This is a genomic window from Vibrio mimicus CAIM 602, from assembly GCF_000338875.1.
Taxonomy (GTDB): domain Bacteria; phylum Pseudomonadota; class Gammaproteobacteria; order Enterobacterales; family Vibrionaceae; genus Vibrio; species Vibrio mimicus.
Map to the genome: position 1 here is coordinate 21,046 of NZ_AOMO01000014.1, position 12,627 is coordinate 33,672.

The 12,627-nt window shown below is 43.6% G+C and carries 11 protein-coding genes and 2 pseudogenes; 7 read left to right on the forward strand and 6 right to left on the reverse strand.

Annotated features, from left to right (window positions below; translation table 11 throughout):
* Positions 1-522, forward strand: a complete 522-nt coding sequence (locus D908_RS17790) for a regulatory protein ToxS (RefSeq protein ID WP_001179927.1) — start codon at positions 1-3, stop codon at positions 520-522.
* A gap of 94 nt (positions 523-616) precedes the next feature.
* Positions 617-910 (forward strand): Rdx family protein, encoded by a 294-nt coding sequence (locus D908_RS17785; protein ID WP_005522269.1) that lies wholly within the window; start codon positions 617-619, stop codon positions 908-910.
* A 75-nt stretch (positions 911-985) separates the two neighbouring features.
* Here the strand turns inward: D908_RS17785 and yfcE are convergent, their stop codons facing one another.
* The gene (gene yfcE / locus D908_RS17780) at positions 986-1,534 is read right to left on the reverse strand and encodes a phosphodiesterase (RefSeq protein ID WP_005522270.1); all 549 of its coding nucleotides are present in this window, start codon (positions 1,532-1,534) and stop codon (positions 986-988) included.
* A gap of 311 nt (positions 1,535-1,845) precedes the next feature.
* Between yfcE and D908_RS17775 the strand changes: the two genes are divergently transcribed.
* From D908_RS17775 to D908_RS17755, 5 genes and pseudogenes are all read left to right on the forward strand, one after another.
* Complete coding sequence (locus D908_RS17775) at positions 1,846-2,760, forward strand: TIGR01777 family oxidoreductase (RefSeq protein ID WP_005522271.1); 915 nt, start codon at positions 1,846-1,848, stop codon at positions 2,758-2,760.
* A 63-nt stretch (positions 2,761-2,823) separates the two neighbouring features.
* A complete protein-coding gene (locus tag D908_RS17770) occupies positions 2,824-3,651 on the forward strand; it encodes an SDR family oxidoreductase (RefSeq protein ID WP_005522272.1) in 828 nt (275 codons plus the stop codon).
* Between the two features lie 367 nt (positions 3,652-4,018).
* Positions 4,019-4,872, forward strand: a pseudogene (locus D908_RS17765) (co-chaperone YbbN).
* A 265-nt stretch (positions 4,873-5,137) separates the two neighbouring features.
* A complete protein-coding gene (locus D908_RS17760; protein ID WP_000963388.1) occupies positions 5,138-6,058 on the forward strand; it encodes an SPFH domain-containing protein in 921 nt (306 codons plus the stop codon).
* A 7-nt stretch (positions 6,059-6,065) separates the two neighbouring features.
* Positions 6,066-6,515, forward strand: a complete 450-nt coding sequence (locus D908_RS17755; protein WP_005522274.1) for an NfeD family protein — start codon at positions 6,066-6,068, stop codon at positions 6,513-6,515.
* Between the two features lie 75 nt (positions 6,516-6,590).
* On the opposite strand, the gene cueR is transcribed toward D908_RS17755, so the two are convergent.
* The 5 genes and pseudogenes from cueR to zipA form a co-directional block, all read right to left on the reverse strand.
* Positions 6,591-7,001: a Cu(I)-responsive transcriptional regulator gene (gene cueR, locus D908_RS17750; protein ID WP_005522275.1), complete on the reverse strand. Its 411-nt coding sequence runs from the start codon at positions 6,999-7,001 to the stop codon at positions 6,591-6,593.
* Positions 7,002-7,067: 66 nt separating this feature from the next.
* Positions 7,068-7,889, reverse strand: a complete 822-nt coding sequence (locus D908_RS17745) for a DUF2057 domain-containing protein (RefSeq protein WP_082320854.1) — start codon at positions 7,887-7,889, stop codon at positions 7,068-7,070.
* A 75-nt stretch (positions 7,890-7,964) separates the two neighbouring features.
* A complete protein-coding gene (gene chiP, locus D908_RS17740) occupies positions 7,965-9,014 on the reverse strand; it encodes a chitoporin (protein ID WP_000359805.1) in 1,050 nt (349 codons plus the stop codon).
* 505 nt (positions 9,015-9,519) lie between these two features.
* Positions 9,520-11,532: an NAD-dependent DNA ligase LigA gene (gene ligA / locus D908_RS17735; RefSeq protein WP_005522279.1), complete on the reverse strand. Its 2,013-nt coding sequence runs from the start codon at positions 11,530-11,532 to the stop codon at positions 9,520-9,522.
* A gap of 136 nt (positions 11,533-11,668) precedes the next feature.
* Positions 11,669-12,527, reverse strand: a pseudogene (gene zipA, locus D908_RS17730) (cell division protein ZipA).
* Between the last annotated feature and the right edge of the window lie 100 nt (positions 12,528-12,627).

Sequence of the window (12,627 nt, forward strand, 5' to 3'; positions counted from 1 at the left end):
ATGCAAAATAAACACATTGCCATTGGCATTTTGCTGATTTCTCTGGTTTTCAGTGGCTGGTTGTATTGGGGAAGCGACCTAAAACTTGAGCAGGTTTTGACCTCTCGAGAGTGGCAATCGAAGATGGTTTCATTGATCAAAACCAAGAGTAACAGTCCAGCAATGGGTCCATTGAGCCGTGTTGATGTCAGCTCGAATGTGAAATATCTGCCAAACGGTACTTATTTACGTGTTTCTATCGTCAAACTTTATTCTGATGGAAACAGCGCTGAAAGCACGATCAATATCTCTGAATCAGGTGAATGGGATATCAGTGATAACTACCTGCTCGTCACTCCGATCCAGTTTAAAGATATTTCATCCAATCAGAGCAAGGATTTCACCGATGAGCAGCTGCAACTTATTACGCAACTGTTCAAAATGGATGCTCAACAAAGCCGTCGCGTGGATATTGTTAACGAAAGAACGATTCTCTTCACCAGCTTAAATCACGGTTCAACGGTGTTATTCAGTAACTCCTAACCTTCACCTTATCACTCATTTACCGACATCTTGTGTTTAGTGAATGAGTGATAGGAACATCTAGGCTTGGTGGTGATTACAAGGACAGATCAACATGGACAAAGCACAGATTGAGATTTATTACTGCCGCCAATGTAATTGGATGCTACGCGCAGCTTGGCTGAGCCAAGAGTTATTACACACCTTTAGTGAAGAGATTGCCTATGTGGCACTTCATCCCGATACAGGTGGACGCTTTGAGATCATTTGTAATGGTGTGCAAATTTGGGAACGCAAGAAAGAAGGTGGATTTCCAGAAGCTAAAGTACTTAAACAGCGAGTTCGCGATTTGATTGATCCTGAACGAGATCTCGGCCACGTAGATCGTTCATCGTCAACAGAAAGTTAATCTAAACGCTAAATAAAAAGCAGCCTGTATTTATGGCTGCTTTCTATGCCTTCCACTAAAGATTGGGTTTCTAAACTACGCAATATTGCAGCAAGCAAGTATTTCGCCTTCAACCGAAATCACCTTCATTACCCCCTCTTCCAACAGACCATAGCTCGGTTGGTAATTACCGCGGGGAAACGTCATCGACCCCGGATTCGCAATCCAAACAGCTCCTACCCGCTCCGCCACTGGAATATGGGTATGACCATGTACTAAAACATCCCCCTCCCTGAGTGGAGGTAATTTATCCCTATGGTAAAGATGGCCGTGAGTTAAAAATAAACGCTGCCCTGAGCTTAATAAAACCCATGCGTAATCGCTCATCATTGGGAATTGCAACAACATCTGATCCACTTCGCTATCACAATTACCACGTACAGCGATGATTTGTTCAGCAAAGTGATTTAATCGCTCCGCAACAGCGGGAGGATTATATCCTTCAGGAATCGGGTTTCGTGGACCATGGTTTAAGACATCACCTAGTAAAATCAGTGATTGCGCACCAGAAGCTTGGAAAAGCGCGAGCGCCTGTTCGGTAGCTGGTAAAGAACCATGCAGATCGGAAACAAAAAAAAGTTTCATGATTGACCTCACTTTAAAGACTTGGTGATTGTAAGGTTTTCATCCTTGCTATGCACTTGCTGTTTCGCAATATAAGTTCGTTAATGTGCTAACAAAATCTTCTGCACATAATTTCCTCTGAAATCAGCATGTGCTGATTGGGGGCAAGATCGCACCAAAATCGGTAACAACTTCAAATCAGAAGTTGAGGCGCTTAATATGCAAACTCATGGATTGGTTATGGGGAAAGTTTGACAAAGCGCGTTAAACTCTTCATTGTCCCAATCTCATATACAAGCGATGACCGAGTCAACTCGCCACAAGGAGTCACTATGAGAATTTTGATCACCGGAGGAACCGGTTTTATCGGCTTTGAGCTGATAAAATTACTCAGTACCCATGAACTGGTTGTTCTCACTCGTAACATTCCCAAAGCCACTCAGCGATTCGCCCATATCCCCAGTCAGAATCTACAGTTTATTCATTCATTGGATGAGTTGTCTGATTTCAACCAAATTGATGCCATCATCAATCTCGCAGGAGAACCCATCGCGGATAAACGATGGAGCCCGGCACAGAAAAAACGCATTGCACACAGTCGATTAGCGATTACAGAGCAGTTAGTGGAAAAAATTCATGCGAGCGCCCATCCACCTGCCGTTTTTTTAAGTGGCTCCGCGGTCGGCTTTTATGGTGACCAACAAGCACATGCTTTTGACGAAAGCCTGCAAGTCAGAAGCGAACATTTCTCTCACCAAGTTTGTCATGACTGGGAGCAATTGGCACTTAAAGCGCATTCAGATCAAACCAGAGTTTGTCTACTGCGAACGGGTATAGTATTAGCTCCAGAAGGTGGCGCACTCAAAAAAATGCTACCACCCTACCGTCTTGGCTTAGGAGGGCCGATTGGTGATGGTCAGCAGTACATGCCATGGATTCATATGCTGGATATGGTTCGTGCGATTGTCTTTTTGCTGGAAACCGAGCATGCCCACGGTGCTTATAATCTCTGTGCACCTCACCCCGTTACTAATGCTGAATTTAGCCAGACATTAGCCAATGCGTTAAAACGTCCCCACATTTTAAAAACGCCACCGTGGCTCATTAAATTACTGTTGGGAGAAGCCTCCGAACTACTGCTCGATAGCATTCGAGCCAAGCCTAAAAAGCTGACTGATCTCGGGTTCCAATTTTATTATTCACGGATTGATCGCGCATTCAGCCAATTATTGAATCAAACACAGTAAGCAATCACTCCGGCTGCGCCATTGATCAAATAATGGCTCAGTGTACACAAACAAAGGATAGACATGACAAAATCGATTTTAATCACGGGCTGCTCAACAGGTATTGGCTACATGGCAGCCAAACAATTACAGTCGCTTGGCTATCAAGTGATTGCCTCTTGCCGTGATATGCAGGATGTCGAACGTCTGCGCCAAGAAGGATTAACTTGTATACAACTGGATCTGTCCGATGAAACAAGTATAGATAGAGCGGTTGAACAAGCTCTCGAACTTTCTCAACAACAGCTTTATGCCTTATTCAATAATGGAGCCTTTGGTCAAGCTGGAGCCTTAGAGGATTTACCTGTCAAAGCAATGCGAGAGCAATTTGAAACCAATTTTTTTGGTTGGCACCACCTCACAACTCGTTTGCTCCCTCATTTCCGCCGCCAAGGTTACGGTCGTATCATCCAAAATAGTTCAGTCCTTGGTTTTGCTGCGATGAAATATCGTGGTGCTTACAATGCCTCAAAGTTTGCTTTAGAGGGATGGAGTGATACCTTACGGCTGGAATTACAAGACTCAAATATCCATATCAGTTTACTAGAACCAGGTCCTATTGAAACTCAATTTCGAGCAAATGCCTTACGTGCATTTCAACGCTGGATCTCAATAGAACGAAGTGTACATTGGCAAGCCTATGAGCAACAAATTGAACGTTTGGCAAAAACTCACTCCAACAATCGTTTTGTTTTACCACCAGAGGCTTGCCTTGCACCACTTTGCCATGCTCTTGAATCAACTAAACCAAAGATCCGTTACCGAATTACTACGCCAACTAAGGTTTTTGCCGTGCTGAAGAGGTTATTACCAACTCGGTGGTTAGATAAACTTTTATTCAAAGCCGCATAATTTAGTTAATTGTCATTATTTGGTAACAATCGCATGGCAAACTTCATCATGCACTAGGGGTTTACCCCACAACAATTTGCAATAAAGCATCAAAATTATTCAAGCGTTGCATGTGGTACGACAAAAAATGACATTAAACCAATGGAATTGGATCAGTGTCGGTGTTGCGCTGATCTTATTTATTCTACTTTAAGCACCTTTGCTTGCTGGCTCGTAAGAGCAACAGAATCACCACCTTCGGGTGGTGATTCTGTTTGTATCGTCATTAATATCTGTGTAAGAGTTGAAATAGCGAAATACTTGAGTTTTTCATCCAACATCCCCATAGTTTACTCAAACGATATGCCAGACAAACCAAGGATTTGCCATGCAAGCCTCGAACATTATTGATGTTTCTCAACACAATTTTCATCAAGTCTTACAGCACTCGACTCTTTCACCTGTGCTTTTCTATTTTTGGGCTCCTGTCAGTCATGAAAGTGCTCAACTGCTGCCTTCACTTGAACAACTCACAGAACGCTATCAAGGTGCTTTCGTACTTGCTCGTCTCAACTGCCAAGAAGAACAAGCGATTGCAGCGCAATTTGGTGTTCAAGCTATCCCAACGGTTGCCCTGTTTATCCAAGGCCAACCGGTTGACGGCTTAGGTGGACCACAACCCATCGAAGCTATTGAGGAAATGCTGAAACGTCACTTACCAAGTGATGAAGAACGTTTAATGCAGCAGGCGCTCGATTTAGTCACTCAAGCACAATTCAGCGAAGCATTACCTTTGCTCCTTTCTTTAAGTGATGAATGGCGAAACAAAGGTGAGGTAAAACTGGCATTGGCTCGCTGCTATATTGAAACTGGAGCAATAGAATCTGCGCAAGCTGAACTTGCAGCTATACCGTTAGAATATCAGCAAGGTGATTACAAAAATTTACTCGCGAAACTTGAGTTACATCAGCAAGCCGCCAATAGCCCTGAAATTATGGCGCTTGAGCAGCAATGGCATGATGAACCACAGAACCAAGTGTCGCAATGGAACTCTCTAGGCAATATCACCAAGTAAAAAGAGATGAAGAAGCACTCAGCTTACTTTGGTCTTGGTTGAGCAAAAACCTCAATACCCTTGATGGTGAAATGAAGAAAACCTTTATGGATATCCTAACCGCATTAGGTCAAGGAAACCCACTAGCGAATCAGTACCGTAAGAAGCTTTACTCACTTCTGTATTAGCACCTCACAGAGAGCCAATAGCTTAAACAAGAATGGCGTTCAACCGGAACGCCATTTCTATCAGAGAGAAATATAAGAAGAAATATTGACCTTTTTTTAGAGCGAAGCTGTAATTTTTTAATCTTCATTTGGTGCTCAAGCATAGATTAAGAGAGAATTTTATTGCGTTGAAATATCAGCTTAGGTTGAACATTTGTCTCCCTCTTTCATTGGGACACAGCAAACCCATCAACGCTACCCCTCAAATAATAAACAAGGACACGTCATGGCTATTGATTCACTGATCACCATCGCAGTACTGGTATTGGCGGTGATAATTTTTATCTCTTCTGCGGTGAAAACCGTTCCCCAAGGCAATAACTGGACGGTGGAGCGCTTTGGTCGCTACACCTTAACTTTAAAGCCAGGTCTCAATATCATCATCCCTTTTATCGATAAAGTGGGACGTAAAATTAACATGATGGAGCGCGTACTTGATATCCCCGCGCAAGAGGTCATCAGTAAAGATAACGCCAACGTGGTGATTGATGCCGTCTGTTTCGTACAGGTGATTGATGCAGCTAAAGCCGCTTATGAAGTCAATGATTTAGAAAACGCGATTCGTAATCTTACTCTAACGAACATGCGGACTGTTTTGGGTTCGATGGAGTTAGATGAGATGCTCAGCCAACGTGACATGATCAACACTAAACTTCTCTCGATTGTTGACCATGCGACGAACCCTTGGGGTGTGAAAGTCACTCGTATCGAGATCAAAGACGTTCAACCACCTGCAGACTTGACTGCAGCGATGAATGCTCAAATGAAAGCCGAGCGGGAAAAGCGCGCCGCAATTTTAGAAGCTGAAGGTGTTCGTCAAGCTCAGATTCTCAAAGCTGAAGGTCAAAAACAATCAGAGATCTTACGTGCTGAAGGTGAAAAACAAGCTGCTATTTTGCAAGCAGAGGCACGTGAGCGAGCGGCAGAAGCGGAAGCTAAGGCCACTGAAATGGTATCGCAAGCAATTGCTCAAGGTGACATGCAAGCAGTCAATTACTTTATTGCTCAAGGCTATACCGACGCCCTAAAAGCCATTGGTCAAGCTGAGAATGGTAAAATCATCATGCTACCACTCGAAGCGACGGGCTTAATGGGCTCCGTGGCTGGTATCGCAGAAATGTTTAAACAGTCCTCACAAACCAAGTAGGTGACAAGTGATTGAACTGCTCTCGCAATTGAACTTCTGGCATTGGTTAGCCTTCGGTCTAATATTACTCGCCGCTGAGCTACTTGGTACTGCTGGTTACTTTCTGTGGCTAGGTCTATCAGCCTTACTGGTGGGCGTGCTACTCGCTGTCATGCCAATGGGCTGGCAGCTACAATGGTTGGCCTTCGCCAGTTTTTCACTGGTAACGACTTGGTTGTGGTGGCGACGCCAATTCAATCAAGATAAAAAGCAGGATGCCGAGCGCGACCTCAACCAGAAGGACAAACAGCTGCTCGGTCGTGTTATCCAAATAACGGAAGATACTCCAGCGGGAGAATTTCAAATCTCTCTTGGGGATACACGTTGGACAGCTCGTTGTGAGCAAGATCTAGAGCAAGGTAGCCGAGTGTCAGTTATCGCGATAGACGGAATAATCTTGATCGTACGCCCCATCTAGGCTCTTCACGATTAACACCTCAACCACTCTATCGGCATAAACAATTGCCATCAAAAAATAAGACCCCGTTGGGTCTTATTTTTTTCCCTCAGAACAGCAATGCCCTTTGAGCTGCTCAATGATCGGACAATCACTACCTTCGTCTCCGGGACAGCGAGAAATCCATTCTTCTAGCTGTTGCTGGATCATAGTAAGCTCGGCAAGCTTACTTGATACCTCTTGTAGCTTTTCTTGCGCACGAGCTCGTACCGCAGCACGAGTTCGGTGTGGATCATTCGCTAAGGTGAGCATTGCCTTGCACTCATCCAAGCTAAAACCCACCCTTCGGCAGCGAGCAATCAGCAGCAAATCATCCACATGCTGCTGAGTGTAAGTACGGTAACCACTTTCAGAGCGTAGTGGCGATGCAATCAAGCCCTTCTCTTCGTATAAACGAATTGACTTGGCAGTAAGATCGGTAAGTTTGGCAACCTGACTAATGTTCATAATAAGCTATTGCGATAAATGAAAAAGGCATGGAATGACCATGCCTCTATAACACTAAAAATGCAATTATTCTTGGCTGATTAACCAAGATAAAATCGTCGACTTTTCGGTTTTATCTGCTTTTTCATACCAATAAGCCATCATTTCTACAGGCTTACTTTGTGTGGCCATCGCTTGGGTAACCTCTGAACGGTTAACAAAAGCCCAATTAGCAAATTCTTTTCGTTCAGTTGCATTCGCTTCACCGAACCAGTATTGCACCATTTCGTAAGATTTAGAGGTGGACTGCATAGTGGGTTGGGTTGGAGCAACCACAACGGCTGCAGGTTGGGCTGTAGCCCCTTGCATAGCATACTTTGCTTCATCAATAACGGCCAAAAAGTAAGCTTTAGGAACAGTAAACTCTACTTTGTTTTTATCCGTTGATGAGGTAAGCGTGAAAACAACCGAATCTGAATCCAATTGTTGAATATATTCTTGAGATAATGGGAACTTAAACCATTGTGTTGTCGTACAGTGTTCAGTACAAGTTTCAGCTAACGGACGGTAGGTATCAACTTTAAATTGCTGCGTAGGATAAGTCACAGTCTCAAATTGATCGTAACTTTTAAAATAAGTGACGTTCATATTTACATATGAACTTTCAATGTTTGCACCTTCAGCTTTGGGAAAGTTACCGACATAACTCAGCTCAGATTTTACAATATCAGGACCTAAGGTTGCTTTAGCTTCTGGTGTAATATCTTTTGCTACAACTTGAACGTAGTTATGCCTTTCTTTGACATTTTTTGCCACATCATTGAACACACTAGAACTGTCTAAATTACTGCATCCAACGGCCATGGTAATGGTTGAAAATAATATGGTCGTTTTAAATAAATTCATCATTTATGTCCTTGTTTATGGAGTAAAAACACCGGCACAAGGCCGGCGTTTTCATTAAAGAAAGGCGTGGTACGTAAATTAGAAGCCGTATTCCAGACCTACACGTACGAATCCTTTCTTGTCTGCTGAATCATACGCATCATGCTGACCAACACGGATGTATGGTACGAAACCATTCTTCACGTACATCAGCTGTGCAGACAATACTTCATCTTCGTCGTTTTGCTCTACGCCGTTAACTTCAGAATCAAGGTTAGCTGCATAGCCCACTTTGAAGCCCCAAGGACCGTTCCAGTATTGGCCGATCAGAGAGTATTGACCTTGCTCACCAACTTGACCTTTCACAGTTTTAGAAGCACCTTCAGTGTACTTGTAAGCACCTGCTAGACCAAAACCAGCTGGTAGAGGCAATTCAAAACCTACGATATAAGCTGTTGCATCTGTAAGGAATGTATTATCAACATCTTTACCAGCTGTATCTTTGGTTGTGTAGTCATACTTGAAGTTAGAGTTGTTTTCGTAACCAACATGGAAAGTTACGATATCTGCTGCGTTGTAATGAACTGCAGCGCCAACGTGGTTAGAATCTTTTGTACCAACATCACCACGGCCAACAGAAACGTTAAAGGTTAAGCCGCCGAAAGCTGGAGAGTCGTAACGTGCGATATCGCCTTTACGATCATAGTGACCAGCAACGTCGCCGCCCCAGTCAAATACACGACCCAGACCTGGGTTAGAGTATGGCCAGTCAACGATTTCATACAGAGGAGTCAGCATACGACCGAAACGGATTTTACCCCAGTCGCCTTGTAGACCTAGGAAAGTATCACGAGCGCCTAGTGTGTTACCTTTACCATCTTCACCAACGTAGCCAGATTCGATTTGCATGAATACGTTCACGTTATCAAACATATCTTTGCTAGCACGGAAACCGATACGAGATTCGTTTTCGTAGTCATAGCCATTGCTGTCTTCTTGATAGAATGCAGAAATTGCTGCAACACCGTACGCTTGCACGTTGAAATCAGACAGAACACCGATTGCACCAGTTTCAGATGCGGCAAACGCACCAGTTGACGCCATCGCTACTGCTGCACCCAGAAGAGTACGTTTAAACATTTTGTCCATGGATAACTCCTAAAAATGGATATAGCTGTTTTTGAGTTTCTCCCTTAAGTTGGCCGCCGAAGGGAGAATTCATTTCCTTTTCGAGTATCGAAATCGATTCTCTTAGTTGTTGGCACACTCACTGTGTATCCATGTCTGTAGACTAACCCTCGCCTTAAAAACATCAATCAGAACTTAATTTTTATCTAAAAAAATATGAGCCACGGCAAACTTCTGGAGAGTAAGTGATCGAGATCGAATTATTATCAAATCAAAAGCATAAGTTATCTAACTAATTGATTATAAATAATATATTTTTATGCGGATTTTATTATTTTGAAATGCGTCGAATAAACACAAAGTGAATGATGACTTTTTAAAACAATAAAAAGGAGTGAGTTGATTAAAAATGGGGAGTTGTTTTTGTTCAAAAATAAACCCCAGCAGAAGCTGAGGTTTAGACTATCGATAAACAAGAAGTTCAAACTATTTTTTGGATACGTCGATGAGACACCAATCTAAATAATTACTTTAAGAAATCGATTAGTGCTTGCTCATCTAAAACTTGAATTCCTAACTCAGCAGCTTTACTTAACTTGGACCCCGCAGCTTCTCCAGCAAAAACGATATCCGTGTTTTTCGATACACTCCCAGTGACTTTAGCTCCAAGAGCTTGAAGTGCTGCTTTCGCATCATTACGTGATAGTTGTGTAAAACTTCCTGTTAATACCACCACTTTACCCGCTAAGGCAGAATCAGCCGCGATCGATGAAGCCACAGCCATAGCTGGCCAGGTAATGCCTAACTCAATCAACTCTGCGATCACTTGTTGGTTACGTGACTGAGCAAAGAAAGCATGTAAATGACTCGCAACCACTCCCCCAACATCAGGTACTTCAATCAACTGATCCATACTCGCCTGCGCAATTGCATCTAAAGTTAAGAAATGTTGTGCCAGATTGAGAGCTGTTGCCTCACCCACTTCGCGAATACCCAGAGCGTATAAAAACCTTGGCAAAGTAGTCTGTTTAGCTTTATTCAAGGCATCAATCACGTTCTGCGCTGACTTTGGCCCCATTCGCTCGAGAATCGTCAATTCTCCCGCTCTTAAACGGAACAAATCAGCCGGTGTACTGACCATTTCACGATCAACTAATTGCTCAATCACTTTATCTCCCAAGCCATCAACATCCATGGCTTTACGGGATACAAAATGTTTCAACGCCTCTTTGCGCTGTGCTTGGCAAATTAATCCACCAGTACATCTTGCAACGGCTTCACCTTCTATACGCTCAATTTCAGATTGGCAAACAGGGCAGCAAGCTGGGAACACAATTGGTTTTGCATCTATAGGTCGGCGCTCTAAAACGACAGAAACGATCTGTGGAATGACGTCACCTGCACGCCTGATCACCACCGTATCACCAACCATTACTCCTAAACGTTCAATCTCATCGGCGTTGTGTAAAGTTGCGTTACTTACCGTTACCCCACCGACAAAGACAGGCTCCAACTTCGCCACTGGTGTAATGGCCCCCGTCCGCCCTACTTGAAATTCGACATCATTTAAAAGAGTTAGCTCTTCTTGAGCTGGAAATTTATAGGCAATCGCCCAGCGCGGCGCTCTAGCAACAAAACCCAATCGCTCTTGCAATTGAATGTCGTCAACTTTGATCACAACACCATCAATTTCGTAGGCCAAAGATTGGCGACGCTGCAAGATATCTTGGTAAAAAGCTTTCACTTCAATGAGAGAAGTCACTGGTTTAGTTTCAGGACAAATAGGCAAGCCCCAACGTTTGAGTTGTAAAAAACGCTGATAGTGACTGGTTGCTAACTCTCCCCCGTCGATGATCCCAACACTGTAGGCATAAAAAGCCAATGGACGCTGAGCAGTAATTCTAGAATCTAATTGACGTAGGCTGCCTGCAGCCGCATTACGAGGGTTAACAAACTGCTTTTCACCTTTTTTAAGAGCTCTAGCATTCAGTGCTTCAAACCCCGCTTTCGGCATAAACACTTCACCACGAACTTCGAGACGCACAGGAAAATCTGAGCCTTGCAGACGCAATGGGATCGATTTAATCGTACGCACATTTTCTGTGATATTTTCGCCAGTTGTACCATCACCTCGAGTTGCAGCACGAGTCAACACTCCGTTCTCATACAGTAAGCTCACCGCCAAACCATCTAATTTAGGCTCACAGCAAAAATGACTTTGTTGTACTGCCGGAATACGATCTGTCATACGACGATAAAAGCTATCTAATTCAGCATCATCAAAAGCGTTATCAAGTGAAAGCATCGGAATTTCATGTATGACAGACTCAAATCCATCTAGCGGACGCCCACCAACACGCAGACTTGGGGAGTCTGGTGTTATCAATTCCGGATTTGCAGCTTCTAAATCCAACAGCTCGCGCATTAGGCGGTCATATTCTGCATCCGGAATCGTGGGAGCATCCTCTACATAATAACGGACACCATGCTCATGCAGGGTTTGTCTTAGTTCAATTAATCGTTGCTCTACATTTGACATCGTAAATCTCTCGGATGATGAAAAAAGGCTCCGCACGGAGCCTTTGAGTGTAACTATAAAAATCTTTGGGTTTATCTATCACAACTCATCAAATACCCAGTAAAACACTGGGTATTTGCGGCTCTTAATACCAAGCTTATGCTTTTGTAGTACGAGCTTTAAATTGTTGAATCTGTTTGCGATAGATATCCAGACGATTAGGAGTCATTAAGTTGCGTGAATCATCTAATACGTGGCCACCCAGATCGTCAGCAATTTGCTGAGCAGTTTTTAGCATCAGCTTGAAGTTTTGCTCTGGATCCCCGAAGCAAGGCAATGTCATGAAAAATGAGATACCTTTCGTTGAAAAATCCGCAGGATCATCGTGCATTAGCGTGCCTGGTTGCATCATATTAGCCACACTAAATAAAATTTTACCCGTACCCGATAGATCTGCATGACGATGGAAAATATCCATCTCACCAAACAACAAGCCATTTTGTTGCATGCTATCGAATAGCTTAGTTCCGATAAAGGGCTGACTACCAGAACAGTGTACATTAAGCACAATCACATCCAGCTGCTCTTCTTCTGGCTCTTCGATAGTAGGCACCACATCCGCGGTAGGTTGTGTTATCGGTGTCTGTACCGAAGTCTGTACTCGTGGCATTTCTACCGTAGGCTGAGTCGGCTTAGATTGATGAGAAACAGGCTGTTCAATTTCGTCATCTTCTTCCAAATCATCTTGAGGAGCAAGATCAGCAATTAAAGGGTCATGCTGCTGGTTCGGGATGCCAAAATCCGGCTCTTTACGTTCCTTGCGAATGATTTCAAAATCATCCTCGGCCGCAAATGCTCGTGAAGGTGGTTCATCACTCTCAACATCAATTTTGTCGCAGAGGTTTATCTCCAAACTTAGATTTTCCCTCTTTTTTGCTGGTCCATAGACCATGAAACAGCAACGCAGCTATCGCCAACGCGCCAACAATTATCAATACGAATCGCAATTCCTGCATCTTAAACTCTCAGTATCCCGTTTGATGTTCTGAGCTCTAGCGCCCGACAGGACGTTTATCAGGGTGTGTTTTTGGCTTGTCGGGTACTTTACCAAAACTC

Coding starts and splice junctions, on each gene's coding strand:
- D908_RS17790 (WP_001179927.1), top strand. CDS start 1: ATGCAAAATAAACACATTGCCATTGGCATTTTGCTGATTTCTCTGGTT.
- D908_RS17785 (WP_005522269.1), top strand. CDS start 617: ATGGACAAAGCACAGATTGAGATTTATTACTGCCGCCAATGTAATTGG.
- yfcE (WP_005522270.1), bottom strand. CDS start 1,534: ATGAAACTTTTTTTTGTTTCCGATCTGCATGGTTCTTTACCAGCTACC.
- D908_RS17775 (WP_005522271.1), top strand. CDS start 1,846: ATGAGAATTTTGATCACCGGAGGAACCGGTTTTATCGGCTTTGAGCTG.
- D908_RS17770 (WP_005522272.1), top strand. CDS start 2,824: ATGACAAAATCGATTTTAATCACGGGCTGCTCAACAGGTATTGGCTAC.
- D908_RS17760 (WP_000963388.1), top strand. CDS start 5,138: ATGGCTATTGATTCACTGATCACCATCGCAGTACTGGTATTGGCGGTG.
- cueR (WP_005522275.1), bottom strand. CDS start 7,001: ATGAACATTAGTCAGGTTGCCAAACTTACCGATCTTACTGCCAAGTCA.
- D908_RS17745 (WP_082320854.1), bottom strand. CDS start 7,889: ATGATGAATTTATTTAAAACGACCATATTATTTTCAACCATTACCATG.
- chiP (WP_000359805.1), bottom strand. CDS start 9,014: ATGGACAAAATGTTTAAACGTACTCTTCTGGGTGCAGCAGTAGCGATG.
- ligA (WP_005522279.1), bottom strand. CDS start 11,532: ATGTCAAATGTAGAGCAACGATTAATTGAACTAAGACAAACCCTGCAT.